12 protein-coding genes are annotated in these 15,454 nt (G+C 65.0%); 2 read left to right on the top strand and 10 right to left on the bottom strand.

The window, feature by feature from the left end:
- Positions 1 to 35: 35 nt before the first annotated feature.
- From CupriaWKF_RS23405 to CupriaWKF_RS23375, 7 genes are all read right to left on the bottom strand, one after another.
- Positions 36 to 1,298 carry a YeaH/YhbH family protein gene (locus CupriaWKF_RS23405; protein ID WP_276103117.1) on the bottom strand — a complete coding sequence of 421 codons (1,263 nt, stop codon included), beginning with the start codon at positions 1,296 to 1,298 and terminating at the stop codon, positions 36 to 38.
- 37 nt (positions 1,299 to 1,335) lie between these two features.
- Entirely contained in the window at positions 1,336 to 3,258 is a 1,923-nt protein-coding gene (locus tag CupriaWKF_RS23400; RefSeq protein WP_276103116.1) for a PrkA family serine protein kinase, read from the bottom strand.
- A gap of 401 nt (positions 3,259 to 3,659) precedes the next feature.
- Positions 3,660 to 4,847, bottom strand: a complete 1,188-nt coding sequence (locus CupriaWKF_RS23395) for an acyl-CoA dehydrogenase family protein (protein ID WP_276103115.1) — start codon at positions 4,845 to 4,847, stop codon at positions 3,660 to 3,662.
- Positions 4,848 to 5,000: 153 nt separating this feature from the next.
- The gene (locus CupriaWKF_RS23390; RefSeq protein WP_276103114.1) at positions 5,001 to 5,780 is read right to left on the bottom strand and encodes an enoyl-CoA hydratase/isomerase family protein; all 780 of its coding nucleotides are present in this window, start codon (positions 5,778 to 5,780) and stop codon (positions 5,001 to 5,003) included.
- 43 nt (positions 5,781 to 5,823) lie between these two features.
- Complete coding sequence (locus tag CupriaWKF_RS23385) at positions 5,824 to 6,807, bottom strand: tripartite tricarboxylate transporter substrate binding protein (protein WP_276103113.1); 984 nt, start codon at positions 6,805 to 6,807, stop codon at positions 5,824 to 5,826.
- Between the two features lie 40 nt (positions 6,808 to 6,847).
- Entirely contained in the window at positions 6,848 to 8,572 is a 1,725-nt protein-coding gene (locus CupriaWKF_RS23380; protein WP_276103112.1) for a long-chain fatty acid--CoA ligase, read from the bottom strand.
- Positions 8,573 to 8,585: 13 nt separating this feature from the next.
- Complete coding sequence (locus CupriaWKF_RS23375; RefSeq protein ID WP_276103111.1) at positions 8,586 to 9,590, bottom strand: tripartite tricarboxylate transporter substrate binding protein; 1,005 nt, start codon at positions 9,588 to 9,590, stop codon at positions 8,586 to 8,588.
- Between the two features lie 367 nt (positions 9,591 to 9,957).
- Between CupriaWKF_RS23375 and CupriaWKF_RS23370 the strand changes: the two genes are divergently transcribed.
- Complete coding sequence (locus CupriaWKF_RS23370) at positions 9,958 to 11,109, top strand: AraC family transcriptional regulator (RefSeq protein ID WP_276103110.1); 1,152 nt, start codon at positions 9,958 to 9,960, stop codon at positions 11,107 to 11,109.
- An 81-nt stretch (positions 11,110 to 11,190) separates the two neighbouring features.
- Here the strand turns inward: CupriaWKF_RS23370 and CupriaWKF_RS23365 are convergent, their stop codons facing one another.
- Together CupriaWKF_RS23365 and CupriaWKF_RS23360 are read right to left on the bottom strand one after the other, a co-directional pair.
- On the bottom strand, positions 11,191 to 12,414 hold the full coding sequence (locus tag CupriaWKF_RS23365; protein ID WP_276103109.1) for a CaiB/BaiF CoA-transferase family protein: 1,224 nt from the start codon (positions 12,412 to 12,414) through the stop codon (positions 11,191 to 11,193).
- A 13-nt stretch (positions 12,415 to 12,427) separates the two neighbouring features.
- Positions 12,428 to 13,342 carry an SDR family NAD(P)-dependent oxidoreductase gene (locus CupriaWKF_RS23360; RefSeq protein ID WP_276103108.1) on the bottom strand — a complete coding sequence of 305 codons (915 nt, stop codon included), beginning with the start codon at positions 13,340 to 13,342 and terminating at the stop codon, positions 12,428 to 12,430.
- A 193-nt stretch (positions 13,343 to 13,535) separates the two neighbouring features.
- Between CupriaWKF_RS23360 and CupriaWKF_RS23355 the strand changes: the two genes are divergently transcribed.
- Positions 13,536 to 14,438, top strand: coding sequence for a LysR family transcriptional regulator (locus CupriaWKF_RS23355; protein WP_276103107.1), 903 nt, complete (start codon positions 13,536 to 13,538; stop codon positions 14,436 to 14,438).
- A gap of 33 nt (positions 14,439 to 14,471) precedes the next feature.
- Here the strand turns inward: CupriaWKF_RS23355 and CupriaWKF_RS23350 are convergent, their stop codons facing one another.
- Positions 14,472 to 14,957, bottom strand: a complete 486-nt coding sequence (locus CupriaWKF_RS23350; RefSeq protein ID WP_276103105.1) for a DUF2628 domain-containing protein — start codon at positions 14,955 to 14,957, stop codon at positions 14,472 to 14,474.
- Positions 14,958 to 15,454: the final 497 nt, after the last annotated feature.

Genomic DNA, 15,454 nt, shown 5'->3' with positions numbered 1-15,454 from the left:
GTTGCCACTGCCAAGGTCCTGCCCTGTCCAGCGCTTCAGGCCGCGCGCTTCTGGAACAGGTCGTGCAGCACCGGGTAGATTTCGTCCGCGCTGATGATGCGCTGCATCGCGAAGTGCTCGAACTGGCTCTTGACCGTCAGGTACTCTTCCCACAGATTCTGCGGTTCTTCGGAGGCCACTTCCACGTACGCGAAATACTGAACCAGCGGCAGGATCGCCTCGCGCAGCAGGCGGCCGCACAACTCTGAGTCGCCGGCCCAGTTGTCGCCGTCGGATGCCTGCGCGCAGTAGATGTTCCACTGGCTTGGCGGATAACGGTCGTGGATAACCTCGACCATCAGCTTCAGCGCGCTGGACACCACCGTACCACCGGACTCGCGCGAATGGAAGAAATCCTCCTCTTCCACTTCCTTGGCCACGGTGTGATGGCGGATGAACACGACGTCGATGCGCTCGTAATTGCGCTTCAGGAACAGGTACAGCAGCATGAAGAAGCGCTTGGCGAGATCCTTCCGGCTCTCGTCCATCGAACCGGACACGTCCATCAGGCAGAACATCACCGCCTGCGCCTGGGGCCGCTTCTTGAGCACGCGGTTGTTGTAGCGCAGGTCGAGCTTCTCGATGAATGGAACGCGGTCGATGCAGGCGCGCAGATGCCGCATTTCCTTCATCAGTTCGAGCGCCACTTCGCTGTATGGCCCCTCTTTGTCCAGCGCCTCGCTGTACTCCTTCTCCAGTTCGCGCAGGCGTTTCTGGTATGGGCTGGACAGCGCAATGCGCCGGCCGATCGAGCTGCGCATGGTGCGCAGGATCGACAGGTTGGAAGGCGTGCCGTCGATGGAGTAGCCGGCGCGCACCTTGCGGACTTCGGCGATCTTGGCCAGGTGGCGCTTGGCCATGTCCGGCAGCGCCATGTCCTCGAAGAAGAAATTCAGGAAATCCTCGCGCGACAGCGTGAAAACGAAATCATCCTCGCCCTCGCCGCTGTCGCTGGCGCGCGACCCGGTTCCGCCGCCGCCCTGCTGCTGGCGGTCGAATGAATCGCCCCGGACAAACTTCTTGTTGCCGGGATGGATCCATTCACGCCGCCCGCCCGGGCCGTGGTGGAAGATCGGCTCGGAGATGTCCTTGACCGGAATGGACACCTGCCCGCTCTGCTCGATGTCCATGATCTTCCGGCCGGACACCGCCTTTGCGACCGCCTGGCGTATCTGCTCGCGATAGCGCTTGATAAAGCGCTGCTTATTGACGGCACTTTTGTTGCCGCCGTTCTCACGCCTGTCAATGACCGTGGCCATGTATTTGCCCTCGAAGAGAGGCCTGGTTCAGGCGCCGTTACGATGATTTTCTTACGCGCAGATACCACTCCACCAAAAGTCGGACTTGCTTCGGCGTATACCCCTTCTCAGTCATGCGGTTGACGAAGTTCTCGTGCTTCTCCTGGTCTTCGCGCGAAGACTTGGCATTGAACGAGATGACCGGCAGGAGATCCTCGGTGGTGGAGAACATGCGCTTCTCGATCACCATCCTGAGCTTCTCGTAGCTGGTCCAGACCGGGTTCTTGCCACCGTTGTTGGCCCTGGCGCGCAGCACGAAGTTGACGATCTCGTTGCGGAAGTCCTTCGGGTTCGAGATGCCCGCGGGCTTCTCGACCTTCTCGAGCTCGTCGTTCAGCGCATTGCGGTCAAGGATTTCACCGGTGTTCGGATCACGGTACTCCTGGTCCTGGATCCACAGGTCGGCGAACACCACGTAACGGTCGAAGATGTTCTGCCCGTACTCGGAATACGATTCCAGGTACGCCGTCTGGATTTCCTTGCCGATGAACTCCACATACGGCGTGGTCAGGTACTCCTTGATGTACGACAGCAGCTTCGCTTCCTGTTCCGGCGGGAACTGCTCGCGCTCGATCTGCTGTTCGAGCACGTACAGCAGGTGGACCGGGTTGGCCGCGACTTCGGTGTTGTCGAAGTTGAACACCTTGGACAGGACCTTGAACGCGAAGCGCGTCGACAGGCCATTCATGCCCTCGTCCACGCCGGCGTAGTCGCGATACTCCTGGTACGACTTCGCCTTCGGATCGACGTCCTTCAGGCTCTCGCCGTCATAGACGCGCATCTTCGAGAAGATGTTCGAGTTCTCGGGCTCCTTGATGCGCGTGAGCACCGCGAACTGCGCCATCATCTTCAGCGTGCTGGGCGCATTGGGCGCCGCCGACAGCGAACTGCTGCGCAGCAGCTTGTCGTAGATCTTCACCTCTTCCGACACCCGCAGGCAATACGGCACCTTGACGATGTAGATACGGTCGAGGAAAGCCTCGTTGTTCTTGTCCTGCTTGAAGGTCTGCCACTCGGCCTCGTTCGAGTGCGCCAGGATGATGCCATCGAACGGAATCGCGCCGAAGCCTTCGGTGCCCTTGTAGTTGCCTTCCTGCGTAGCGGTCAGCATCGGGTGCAGGACCTTGATCGGCGCCTTGAACATCTCGACGAACTCGAGCAGGCCACGGTTGGCCAGGCACAGGCCGCCGGAATAGGAATAGGCGTCGGGATCGTCCTGCGGGAAATCCTCCAGCTTGCGGATATCCACCTTGCCGACGAGCGAGGAGATGTCCTGGTTGTTTTCGTCGCCCGGTTCGGTCTTGGAGATCGCGATCTGCGACAGCACCGACGGGCGCAGCTTGACCACGCGGAACTGGGTGATGTCGCCATTGAACTCGTGCAGGCGCTTCACCGCCCACGGCGATGCAATGGTGCTCAGGTACCGGATCGGGATGCCATAGTCCTCTTCCAGAATCCTGCCGTCTTCCTCCGGCGAGAAAAGACCGAGCGGCGATTCATGGATAGGCGAGCCCTTCAGCGCATAGATCGGAACTTGCTCCATCAATGACTTCAGCTTCTCTGCCAGCGAGGACTTGCCGCCGCCGGGAGGCCCGAGCAGATACAGGATCTGCTTGCGTTCTTCCAGCCCCTGGGCCGCATGCTTGAAGAAGGCAACGATCTGCTCGATCGTGTCCTCCATGCCGTAGAAGTCGCGGAACGCCGGATAAACCCGGATCACCTTGTTGAAGAACAACCGGGACAGGCGCGGATCATGGTGGGTATCCACCAACTCCGGCTGACCGATCGCCGCGAGCATGCGCTCAGCCGCAGTCGCATAGGCAGTCGGATCCTTCTTGCAGATCTCCAGGTACTCCTGGATGCTGTATTCCTCTTCCTTGCGAGCTTCGAAACGCGTGGCGTAATGGCCGAAAATGTCCATACCTCACTCCCGTCAGAGTCCCCGTCCGAGGCGAAGGCACTGCTACTCCCCTGAGACTTCGCGCCAGCTTTCGCGGTACACCACCCCGGCTTGGCGACCTGGTCATGTTGCGAAGTCTTTACTTCATCATAGTCAAATAACGGCGATGGTGGAGCTTGAGTTGACGATTCCTATGCAGGTGCGCAACGGCATTTCCGCCCTGCAACCACCACATTTGAACCCTGCTCCTCCCCGCGCGCGACGGGCCATTGACTATGCTTGTGACACACCTTACACCTTTCCGCCCGAATCTGCACAGCCGGTTTTGTAACGATGAAACAAAAGGGCCGGCGCTTTCGTCGGCCCTTTTGCAAGGTTTTCCGCAACGTGCAGCAGCACACGCCGACGGCTAGTGACAACGCTCAGAGCGTGCGCGCCACCAGCTCTTTCATGATCTCGTTCGAGCCGCCGTAGATCTTGCCGACACGCGCGTTGGCGTACATGCGCGCGATCGGGTATTCGAGCATGTAGCCGTAGCCGCCGTGCAACTGCAGGCACTCGTCGATGATCTCGCAGTTGCGCTGCGTGCACCACCACTTGGCCATCGCCGCGGTCGCGGCGTCGAGCTTGCCCGCCATCAGCCGCGTCATGCAGTCGTTCACGAAGGTCGCCGCAATGGTCGCGTTGGTCTTGCACTCGGCCAGCTTGAAGCGCGTGTTCTGCAGGTCGAGCAGCGGCTGGCCAAACACCTTGCGCTCGCGCACGTACTCGGTCGTCAGCTCGATGGCGCGCTGCATGCTCGCCACGGAGCCCAGGGCGATGATCATCCGCTCCTGCGGCAGCTGCTGCATGAGCTGGTAGAAGCCCTGACCCTCCTGCTCGCCGAGCAGGTTCTCGCACGGCACGCGCACGTCGTCGAAGAACAGCTCGGCGGTATCCTGGCCCTTCTGCCCGATCTTCTCCAGGATGCGGCCACGGCGAAACCCGGGCAGATCCCGGGTTTCCACCATGATCAGCGATACCCCGCGCGAACCGGCGTCCGGATCGGTCTTGGCGACCAGGCAGACCAGGTCGGCGTGATACCCGTTGGTAATGAAGGTCTTTGCACCGTTGATGCGATAGCACTCACCGTTTGCGGTCTGCTCGCGCACCGCGCGGGTGCGTATCGATTTCAGGTCGGAGCCGGCGCCCGGTTCCGACATGGCGATCGCCGCCACCATTTCGCCGCTGGCCATCAGCGGCAGCCATTTCTCCTTCTGCGCCTGAGTGCCGTAGTTCAGCAAGTAGTGGGCCACGATGCCGCTATGCACGTTGTTGCCCAGGCTCGCGCAGATGCCGCGCGCCATTTCCTGCGTGATCACGGCCTCATGGGCGAAGCTGCCGCCACCGCCGCCGAATTCCTCGGGAATGCTCGCGCACAGCAGGCCGATCTGGCCGGCGCGGCGCCAGACGTCGCGGTCGACGTAGCCCTGTTCGGCCCAGCGCGACTCATTCGGCGCCAGCTCGCGCTCGACAAAGCGCCGCACCGTATCCCGGAACAGGATCAGGTCTTCGGTCATCCAGGGTGCCTCGGTGGAGGTGGAGGCGGCGTTCAGTTCGGGAGATCCCATGATGTGTATCGACTTCGAATTGCAAAGGGGAAGAAAGGCAACCGGCCATGCCTATATCTATATAGATAGGCGGATTGCCCGTTGAAGACAGGCAAGGCCTGTCCTCAGGCATGTGGCACTGCAGCATGCAAGGGCGGATTGCTCCGGCGGTACTCAGTCCGGCCAGCGATAGCGCGGCGCTTGCTTGGACAGGAAGCGGTTGGCGGCCTCCTGGCGGTATTCCGTCGCAAAGGCAATGCCCTGGCCGTCCGCTTCCATGGCCAGCATGCTGTGCAGGTCCTGGTTCAGCGAGGCATTGAGCGCCTTCTTGGTCAGGGCCACTGCCACCGGCGATGCCTCGGTGAATGCGCGCGCCATCGATCGCGCGCGCTCCTGCAGGCTGGCGGCCGGCACGATCTCCATGACGATGCCCTGCTCCTGAGCGGCCTCGGCATTGAGTTCGCGCATCGAGAACATCAGCGCCTTGGCACGCTGGAGCCCGATCATGCGCGGCAATGTGTAGAACGCACCACAATCCGGGATCAGACCCAGGCGCAGGAACGGCAGCGCGAAGCGGGCCCGCGGCGTGGCCAGGATGATGTCGGCGGTCAGCGCCAGGCTGAAACCGGCGCCAAATGCGGCACCGTCCACGGCGGCGATCACCGGAATCTCGAGTTGAATCAGGGCCTCCAGCCACGGATGGATGTTGCCCAGCCGCTGGCGGCCCTGCGCCGCACTGATCTCGCCCTGCATGGAACTGATATCGCCGCCCGAGCAAAAGTCGGCACCGGCACCGGTCAGGATCAGCGCGCGCGCGCTGGTGTCGTGACGCAGCTGGTGAATCACATCGCCGATCTCGCGGCGCATGACGCCATTGAGCGCATTCTTGCGCGCCGGGTAATCCAGCGTGAGGGTGGCAATGCCATCTTCGACGGCATAGCGAATCGTTTCCATTGATGACTCCAGGTAATGCTGAGGTTCGGGGCCTGTGCGGCCATCAGTCCAGCTGGATATGCGCGTCGCGCACGATCTTGGCCCACTTCGGCATATCGCCCGAGACCACCGCCGCCAGTTCCTGCGGTGCGGAACCAACCGGCTGCAGCCCCATGCCGGCCAGCTTCTGGCTGATTTCGGGCAGCTTGACGATGCGCGTGACCTCGGTCGCCAGGCGCGCAGTCACGTCCTTCGGCGTATTGGCGGGCAGGAACAGCGCGAACCAGCCGCTCGGCTCGAAGCCCTGCAGGCCCTGCTCGGCAAACGTCGGCACGTTCGGAATCGCCTTGTAGCGCTGGGTGCCGGTAATGCCCAGGATCTTGAATTTGCCGCTGCTCAGGTACGGATATGCCGAGGTCACATCGACAAAGGCCGAATCCACCTGGCCGCCGAGCAGGTCGTTGACGAGCGGCGCGGCCCCTTTGTAGGGGATGTGCGCCAGGTCGATGCCGGCCTGCTGCCTGAACAGCTCCCCGTGCAGGTGCGACGACGTGCCGTTGCCGTACGAGCCGTAGCTGAGCTTGCCCGCCCTGGCCAGTGCGATGAATTCACGCAGCGTATTGGCCGGCACGCGGTTGGGCACCACGAACAGGTCGGACGATTTGGCGATCAGCGAAACCGGCGTGAAGTCCTTGTTCACGTCATAGGGCGTGCGCTTGTACAGGCTCGGCGACTGGATCAGCGCGGTGATCGCCAGCAGCACCGTGTAGCCGTCCGGGGCCGCCTTGGCAACGATGTCGTTGCCCAGCATGCCGCTGGCGCCCGGCTTGTTGTCGACCACGACCGCCTGACCCCAGGCCTCGGCCAGGCGCTGCCCGATCATGCGGCCCACGGTGTCGGTGCCGCCGCCGGCCGGATATGGCACCACCATCCGGATCGGCTTGTTGGGGTAGTTCGGCTGGGCCAGTACCTGGCCCACGCTGCCCAGCATGGCGGCGCCCGCCAGGGTGCCGGCCTGTGCCAGCCAGGTTCGTCTGCTGTTGTGCATGATGCGGTCTCTCTCCAAAACTCTGTCCGGGATGCGGGCCTTACCGGCTTTGCGCATTGGCTGGCGCCGGTGCGGCCGGCCGCATGGCGTCTTCCTGCAGCGCGCGCCACTGGATCTTGCCGGTGGCCGACTTGGGCAGCGCGTCGACGAACTCGACGATGCGCGGCACCTTGTAGGCAGCCAGGCGCTCTCGGCACCAGGCCATGATGCGTTCCGGCTCGGCGTCGGGCGTGCCGCGCGACTCGGGGCGCAGCGCCACCACGGCCTTGACCGTTTCGCCGCGATGCTCGTCGCGCGCCGCGATCACGCAGGCCTCGTGGATGGCCGGGTGGCCATAGAGCAGGTTCTCCACCTCGGCCGGCCAGACCTTGAAGCCGGAGGCGTTGATCATGCGCTTGAGGCGGTCGCGCATGAAGAAGTAGCCCTCTTCGTCCATGAAGCCGAGATCGCCGGTGCGCAGGAAGCGCTTGCCGTCGATCTCGATGAACGACTCCGCGTTGGCCTGCGGGTTGTTCCAGTAGCCCTGCATCACCTGGGCGCCGTGGGCGACGATCTCGCCGATCTCGCCTTGCGGCAGCTCCGCCAGCGTTACGGGGTCCACCACGCGTGCGTCCACGCCGAAGGTGGCGATGCCCAGGCATTCGCGCTTGGGCTTCTGGCGCGGGTTGGACAGCAGGAACGACGCGGTCTCGGTCATGCCGTAGGCCTCGACGTAGGGCAGGCCGAAGCGCTCCTGCAGCATGTTGGCCACCGCATCCGGCATGGCGGCACCGCCGCCTCCCAGGAAGGCCAGGCTGGACAGGTCGCGCCGGGCCACGTCGGGCTGGGCGAAGAAATCGACCAGCATGGCCGGTGGCGCGCCCCAGACCGAGACGCGATAACGCTCGATCAGGTCGGCCGCCAGAGCGCGGTCCCAGCGCGGCATCAGCACCACGGTCGCGCCCAGGTAGATCGGCGAATGCATGCAGTTCTGCATGCCGAGCAGGTGGAACATCGGCGCCACCGCCAGCACCACCGCTTCCGGCGTACTGCTGCGCCAGACCTGCGAACCCACCGCGGAACTCATCATGGTGCCGTGGGTATGCATGCAGCCCTTCGGGTTGCCCGTGGTGCCCGAGGTGTAGGCCAGCATGCACAGCGTGTCATGGCCGGCCTCGTGCGGACGCGGACGCTGGCCGGCATTGCGTGCGGCATCCCAGTCGGCGGGCGTGGCGCCGTCCGCCGACTGTAGCGCGGGTGCAGGTTCGCGCAGCCAGGACGGCACCTGCAGGCCACCGTCATCGCGCAGCATGCTCGCGTAGTGATGGACGATCACGTTGCGCAGCGCCTTGCCGTGCAGCGGCGCCACGCGCTCGTACAGCTCGCTGCCGCAGAACGCGGCCACGGCGCCGCTGTCCGCGACCACGTGCTCGAGTTCGGCTTCCAGCCACATCGGGTTGGCCGGCACCACCACGCCCTCGGCGCGCAGGATGGCGTAATAGGCCGCGACGTACTGCGGGCAATTCTGGCTGAACAGCACCACCCGGTCCCCAGGCTCGATGGCGCAGGTGTGCTGCAGGTAGCCGGCCATCCGCTCGACCTCGTCCAGCAGCGCCGCGTAGGAAATCGCGGTGCCAAAGTACTGGATCGCCGCCCTGTCGGGATAGCGGCGCGCAGCCACCTCCAGGTTGTAGAACAGGCTGGTGCGCGGCACGTGCAGCGTGGCCGGCAAGCCGGCGGGCCAGGCGGGGGAACGGTAAGGCTGGGTGGTACTGGCGGACTTCATGTCAGGCAAGGGCTCAGTCAAGACGAATATTGTGGGTACGGATCACCTTGCCCCAGCGCGCATAGTCGGTCTGCACGGTCTGGGCGAAGGCATCGGGCGTGCTGCCGGTCAGGATCACGCCCAGGTCATTCATGCGGGCACGCACGGCCGGATCGGCCAGCACCTTGTTGACGTCGGCGGAGAACTTCTCGACGATCGCCCGCGGCGTGGCGGCCGGCAGCAGCAGGCCGAACCAGCCCATCGAATCCATGCCGGCAATGCCCGCCTCCTTGAACGTGGGCACATCAGGCAATTGCGGAGCGCGCGATGGACCCGTCACGGCCAGCGCGCGCAGGCGCCCCGAGGCGGAGTGCGGCTTGGCCCCCATCACGGAAATCACCGCGGAAGGCACCTGGCCGCCCAGCAGGTCGTTCAGTTCCGGCGCCTCGCCCTTGTAGGAGACGTGGATCATGTCGAGCCTGGCGCTCTCGTTGAAGATCTCGCCGTAGAGATGGCCGCTCGAGCCGGTGCCGTACGAGCCGTACGAATACTGCTTCGGCCTGGCGCGTACCAGCGCGACAAACTCCTTCAGGTTCGTGGCCGGCACGGAGCTGTTGATGGCGAACACCAAGTTCGTGGTGCCAAGCTCGGACACCGGGGCGAAATCCTTCACCGGGTCGAACGGAGCCTTGGCGTAGAGGCTCGGCGCCTGCACGAGCGTCGTAATCGTCAGCAGCGCGGTGTAGCCGTCCGGTTCGGCACGGGCCACCACTTCGGAGCCGATCATGCTGCTGGCGCCAGGACGGTTCTCGACGACCACCGGACGCTTCCACGTCTTGCCCAGGCCGTCGGCGATCGCCCGTGCCAGCACGTCGGTCGCGCCACCGGCCGGGTACGGGACCACCAGGCGCACGGTTTTCGACGGAAAGGCCCCTTGCGCCATGGCCATGCCGGCGCCAAGCAAGCCCGTGACGATACCGCCCAGCGCCAGCGCTCCGGCGCCAAGACGCTGCAATGCACTACGACGATCTGCCTGCATGTGGTTGTCTCCTTTGTGTTTTTCTGGCGAGCCTGACGGGGTTCTGTCCCCGTTTCTATCGCCGTTTCTATCGCCGTTTCCGTCGCCGGTTCTTCGCCCGGCGATCCGGCCCTGTCCGCGTGCCGGCGGTGGTCCGTTCGGCGCGGACTTTTCCACACCGAAAGAGTGCGCGATGGGGCGTGGTCCGGACAATGACCAGACGACCCAAAATCATTGGCCGAATTGCTCAGATGGAAGCCAGGCTTTGGCAAATCCCGATTGTGCGGTGCCATCCGGCCGCGATAAGGTCTGATCCGGGCCGACATGCCGCCATGCCGCCATTGCCAGGGGCAACGTCCAGCGCGGCCCCAGAACGACGAGGAGACTCATGCACATCGTTGCCACGCCCGCTCACCGGCATCCCGTGCCGGGCATGCCACGCAGCATCGCCGCGCCGGGTCCGGTGCTGGCCGGCACTGTCATGGCAGCGCCGGCCGCGTCACCCGCGCCGGCCCGCCATACCATCGCCATTCACCACGTCCAGCAGATCCTGCTCGGCGTACGCCGGCTCGGGTGCAACATCGAGGCATTGCTGCGCCGTGCAGCGATATCTCCCGCACTGCTGGCGTCGCCCTCCGCGCGGGTCACCCAGGACCAGTACGCCGCGCTGATCCGCACGCTGCGCCGCGTCACGCGCGACGAACTGTGGGGCCTGTTGAGCCGCCCTGTGCCGCCAGGCGTGTTCGCCCAGGCCGCCAGTGCGATGATCCACTGCGCGACGCTGGACGAGGCGATCCAGGCCGGGCTGCGGCATTACCGGCTGCACATTGGCGACTTCACCCCTCGGCTGCAGCGCAGCGCCGATGGCAGGACCGTTTCCGTGCGCCTGCACCCGCATGCGCCGGCATCGCCGTGCCAGGTCTTCGCCGAGTCGACCTTCGTGTTCCACGCGTATGGCCTGATCAACTGGCTGGTGGCGCGGCGCGTGCCGCTGTCGCACGTCGACCTGAGCGCGGGGCCACCCAGCGGGCAGACCGACACCGAGCGCATCTTCAATACGACCGTCCGATACGGGCAGTCCTGCACGGCGCTGCACTTCGACGCCGCGTGGCTGCGGCTGCCGGTGATGCAGGACGCCACTGGCCTGGATGAGTTCCTGCGCGAAGCCCCGCACAAGCTGCTGGTGCGCTACCGCGACGACAGCTGCCTGGCCGAACGCATCCGGCTCCACCTGCGCTCGCACCTGGACGACGAGCTTCCTTCGCTGGAGCAGATGGCGCAGATGCTGCGCCTCACGCCGCAAACCCTGCGCCGCCGCCTGCGCGACGAAGGACGCGGCTACCAGAACATCAAGGACAGCCTGCGGCGCGACGTCGCGATCGGCATGCTCGAGCACTCGGGCCTTACGCTCCAGCAGGTGGCGCTGCGGCTCGGCTTTTCGGAGCCAAGTACCTTCCATCGCGCGTTCAAGAAATGGACCGGCGTGGCGCCGGGGGAATACCGGCAGCGCGGCCTGCAACTCGCGAGCGCCGAGCGCTGATATCGGGAATGAAAATAGCCGGCGATGACAAGATCATCGCCGGCTTTGCTGTCGGTGCTGCCGGATTTCGCAGCCCCGCGCTCAGACCACACCCTGCTCCCGCAGCGCAGCAATCCGCTCCGCGGACAAGCCCAGCACCTCGGCCAGGATCCGCTCAGTATGTTCACCAAGACGCGGCGGCGGCACGTCGTACTGCACGGGTGTAGCCGAAAGCCGCAGCGGACTCTTGACGGTCGGGCAAATGGCACCGTCCTTGCGCACCAGGTCGACCTGCAGTTCGCGATGGCGGACCTGGGGGTCTTCCAGCACCTGCGCGTAGTCGTTGATCGGCCCGCAAGGAATGCCCTGCGCTTCCAGCGCCGCCACCCAGTGCGCAGTGCCGCGGGTGCGCATATGGTCCTCGAGCATCGGCACCAGCACCTCGCGGTGGATGATGCGGCCCGGGCCGGTGGCAAAGCGCTCGTCGGCGGCGAGGTCGGGACGCTCGATGCCGCGGCAGTAGGCCTGCCACTGGCCGTCATTGCCTGCCGCGACGATCATGTAGCCGTCCGCGGTAGCGAAGACGTGGTACGGCACCATGTTCGCGTGCGCATTGCCGAAGCGCGGCATGGCCTCGCCGGTGATGCGCTGGGCGATGATCGGCGTCGCGCCCACCGCCACCACGGCATCGAGCAATGCCATGTCGATATGCTGGCCCTCGCCGGTGCGCTCGGCATGCCGCAGCGCAGCGAGCACGGCCACGGTCGCATACATGCCCGTCAGCATGTCCACCACCGCCACGCCGACCTTCTGCGGGCCGCCGCCAGGCAGGTCGTCGCGCTCGCCGGTCACGCTCATCAACCCGCCGATACCCTGGAAGATAAAGTCGTAGCCCGGCTTGTGCGCACACGGGCCGGTCTGCCCATAACCCGTGATCGAGCAGTAGACCAGCGCCGGATTGATCGCCTTCAGGCTCTCGTAGTCGAGTCCGTAGCGCTTGAGGTCGCCGACCTTGTAGTTTTCGAGGACGATGTGCGACTTGGCTGCCAGCTCACGCACGACCGCCTGCCCTGCCGGGCTGGCGATATCGAGCGTGAGCGACTGCTTGCCGCGATTGGCGCCGGCAAAGTAGGTGGCATCGCGCGAAGGCTGGCCTTCCGCATCCGGCAGCCAGGGCGGTCCCCAGGAGCGCGTGTCGTCGCCGACGCGGGGACGTTCCACCTTGATGACTTCGGCGCCAAGGTCCGCCAGGTTCTGCGCGCACCACGGCCCCGCCAGGATGCGCGACAGGTCGAGCACGCGGACGCCGGCCAGCGCGCCTTGCATGGCGGCCGCCATCTCAGATCGGATCCCAGCTGATCACGTCGGGCGAGCGCTCGAGCTTGAAGAAGCTGTTGCGCATGGCCGGCATGGCGATCTCGCCGATCGCTTCCGGCGTCCAGCCTTCGCTCATATGCACCGAGCGCACCGGGCGCGGCTGGCTCATCAGGATGATCTCGTTGGCGCGGACCGCGAAGATCTGGCCGTTGACCTCGGCGGCAGCCGGGCTGGCCAGGTAGACCGCCACCGGGCCGATCTTGCCGGCTTCCATCTTCTGCAGCTTGGCCACGCGCGCCTTCTCTTCCGGCGTCTCGGCCGGAATCGAGCTGGTCATGCGGCTCCACGCGAACGGCGCGATGCAGTTCGAGCGCACGTTGAAGCGCTGCATGTCGAGCGCGATCGACTTCGACAGCGCGGCGATGCCCAGCTTGGCCGCCGAGTAATTGGCCTGGCCCAGGTTGCCGATCAGGCCCGAGGTCGACGTCATGTGGACGAAGGCGCCGCCTTCCTGGTCCTTGAAGTAGTTGGCCGCGGCACGGCTCACGAAGAAGGTGCCATGCAGGTGCACGTCGATCACCGAACGCCATTCTTCTTCATTCATCTTGAAGAACATGCGGTCGCGCAGGTTGCCGGCGTTGTTGACCACGGCGTCGATGCGGCCGAAGCTGTCGAGCGCGCACTGGACGATGCTGTTGGCGCCGTTCCAGGTCGACACGCTGTCGGTATTGGCCACGGCCTGGCCGCCGGCCGCACGGATCTCGTCGACCACGCGCTGCGCGGGGCCGGCATCGCCGCCTTCGCCGGACATCGAGACGCCAAGGTCGTTGACCACGACCTTGGCGCCGGCGGCTGCCATCGCCAGCGCGATACCGCGCCCGATTCCACCACCAGCGCCCGTCACCAGCGCTACCTTGCCTGCCATCAAACCGCTCATTGCGTTGCTCCTCTGAATGCTTTCCCGGTCACCGGACCGCGTTTCTGGCGACAATAACGGCTTGCCCGCGGCGGCCATGCCACTCGCGGGCAATCATGTTCAGATGTTATTGCCACGCGAGATACGATAAATTGGCGGCTGAGACATTGGAATTCACGAATCGCAAAAGTGGCCTTTGGCCTGACGGAACCCCATGCATTACGACCTGACCGACCTGCGCCTTTTCCTCAACGTCGGTGAAACGGAGAACCTGACACGCGCGGCGGAACGCAGTTTCCTGTCCCTGCCGGCGGCCAGCACGCGCATCAAGCAACTGGAAGAAGCATTCCAGACCCAGCTGCTGATCCGCCAGGTAAAGGGCGTCAGGCTCACCCCTGCCGGCGACACCCTGCTGCGCCACGCGCGCGAGGTGTTCCGCGAGCTGGAATGCCTGCATTCCGACCTGCGCCCCTACGCCAAGGGCGTCAAGGGCAAGGTCCGCCTGCTGGCCAATACCACCGCCACCAACTCCTTCCTGGCGACCGGGCTGTCCCGCTTCCTAAGTGAAAACCCTGATGTGGATGTGGAGCTGGAGGAGCACTTGTCACAGGAAATCGTCTCCGCGATCAGTGCCGGCGCGGCGGACCTGGGTATCGTGGCGGGTGAAGTCGCGACCCAGGACCTCGATGTGATGCACTTGTGCAGCGATGAACTGATCGTGATTGCGCCGGTGAACCACCCGCTGCCGCAATTCACGCGGCTGCACTTCGCCGACCTGCTGGACACCTGCCGCTTTGTCGGCCTGAACCAGTTCAGCGCGATCCAGTCGTTCCTGGACCGCATCGCCAGCGGCATGGGCAAGCGCATCAGCCTGCGCATCCAGGTCGGCAGTTTCGACGCGGTCTGCCGCATGGTCGAGGCCGGAGCCGGCATCGCCATCGTGCCCAACAGCTGCGCGCGCCGCTACGCCAGCCGCAAGGTGCTGCGCTTTATCTCGCTGGAAGATGAGTGGGCACGCCGCGAGTTGCGCCTGTGCCGCCGCCCGGGCCGCGAACTGCCGCAGTTTGCCGAAACCCTGATCCAGTATCTCGTCGACGCCGCCCGCGAGCCCGTGTAGGGTTGGCAGAGCATCACCGCTCCCCGTGTGGTCCTATGCCACCAGCCCGGCGAGCGGCCGCAGCGACAAGACCATGACCGCGATCAGCAACGCCATGGCTGCCACGCCCGGCCAGCTGGTCTGGCCACAACGCGCCAGGGAGTCGTTGACCAGCTCCGGCGACCAGTGGTATTCGCGCAGCCGTTGAATGGTCGATTCCGCGTGCCACCGGTAAAGCTGGTTGCCATAGAAGCCGAGCAGCAGCTCCATGGCATACAGCAGCGGCCTGGAGAACAGGATCGGCATGCGGATCTGGAACAGGGCATGCAGCACCGGTTCGGCGCAGAGGATGATGGCGTAGACGCCGACCTGCCAATACATGCGGCGGTAGGCCATCCAGAAAGGCCCGAAGAAGAAGGCAGCCCAGTTCCATGCCATGCCGTTGCGCAACGCGGCGAGCTGCCACTTGTTGCGGTAGTACGCGAACCGCGGCCCCACGAACACGGCGAGCGCCGCTTCGTCGCTGATGATTGCTTTCATGCATTGCTCCCCTACGGTGGGCCCCGACGTCGGACCTCTGCCCCAGAGCATAGGCCCGTGCCATCGCGGCAAGCGTGCGGTTGCGCGCAGATGGCGCGATTTACGTGGCAGGCACCAGCGTAAGCAAGCTGGCAGGGCATTGTCCGGCACCGGGACATTGCAGCCATCATTGACGTGAACCGTGCGGCCATGGGCGGCCGGGAAGTCCGTGGCGGTCCAGCCGCGGCGCTGGCGGCCGCTACTCCGGATCCGGCAGGGTGGTTGACGCTGCGCGGCTTTGCCTCGCGGCACGCGAAGTGCCGCCGGGCGCGCCGTCTATGCCCCTCACGGACATCGTCCCATCTCGCCGACATCGGTCGGCCCCTTGCGCCAGGCGGGGACGTGGTCCGTCTTCGCTTCCCTGCCCTTTTTGCGAATCGCGTGTGACGCCTCCCCGTCGCCACTGCGTCCGCGTCTTCATTGTGACCGACAGGCGATGCCGGATCATCATCAAAATT

Source organism: Cupriavidus sp. WKF15 (genome assembly GCF_029278605.1).
Lineage (GTDB): Bacteria > Pseudomonadota > Gammaproteobacteria > Burkholderiales > Burkholderiaceae > Cupriavidus.
Note: the sequence above shows the minus strand (reverse complement) of the source record. Positions and strands in the feature narration are given on the sequence as shown.

Excerpts from the sequence above, each read along its gene's own strand:
- CupriaWKF_RS23405 (WP_276103117.1), bottom strand. The coding sequence starts at position 1,298 with ATGGCCACGGTCATTGACAGGCGTGAGAACGGCGGCAACAAAAGTGCC.
- CupriaWKF_RS23400 (WP_276103116.1), bottom strand. The coding sequence starts at position 3,258 with ATGGACATTTTCGGCCATTACGCCACGCGTTTCGAAGCTCGCAAGGAA.
- CupriaWKF_RS23395 (WP_276103115.1), bottom strand. The coding sequence starts at position 4,847 with ATGGGATCTCCCGAACTGAACGCCGCCTCCACCTCCACCGAGGCACCC.
- CupriaWKF_RS23390 (WP_276103114.1), bottom strand. The coding sequence starts at position 5,780 with ATGGAAACGATTCGCTATGCCGTCGAAGATGGCATTGCCACCCTCACG.
- CupriaWKF_RS23385 (WP_276103113.1), bottom strand. The coding sequence starts at position 6,807 with ATGCACAACAGCAGACGAACCTGGCTGGCACAGGCCGGCACCCTGGCG.
- CupriaWKF_RS23380 (WP_276103112.1), bottom strand. The coding sequence starts at position 8,572 with ATGAAGTCCGCCAGTACCACCCAGCCTTACCGTTCCCCCGCCTGGCCC.
- CupriaWKF_RS23375 (WP_276103111.1), bottom strand. The coding sequence starts at position 9,590 with ATGCAGGCAGATCGTCGTAGTGCATTGCAGCGTCTTGGCGCCGGAGCG.
- CupriaWKF_RS23370 (WP_276103110.1), top strand. The coding sequence starts at position 9,958 with ATGCACATCGTTGCCACGCCCGCTCACCGGCATCCCGTGCCGGGCATG.
- CupriaWKF_RS23365 (WP_276103109.1), bottom strand. The coding sequence starts at position 12,414 with ATGCAAGGCGCGCTGGCCGGCGTCCGCGTGCTCGACCTGTCGCGCATC.
- CupriaWKF_RS23360 (WP_276103108.1), bottom strand. The coding sequence starts at position 13,342 with ATGAGCGGTTTGATGGCAGGCAAGGTAGCGCTGGTGACGGGCGCTGGT.
- CupriaWKF_RS23355 (WP_276103107.1), top strand. The coding sequence starts at position 13,536 with ATGCATTACGACCTGACCGACCTGCGCCTTTTCCTCAACGTCGGTGAA.
- CupriaWKF_RS23350 (WP_276103105.1), bottom strand. The coding sequence starts at position 14,957 with ATGAAAGCAATCATCAGCGACGAAGCGGCGCTCGCCGTGTTCGTGGGG.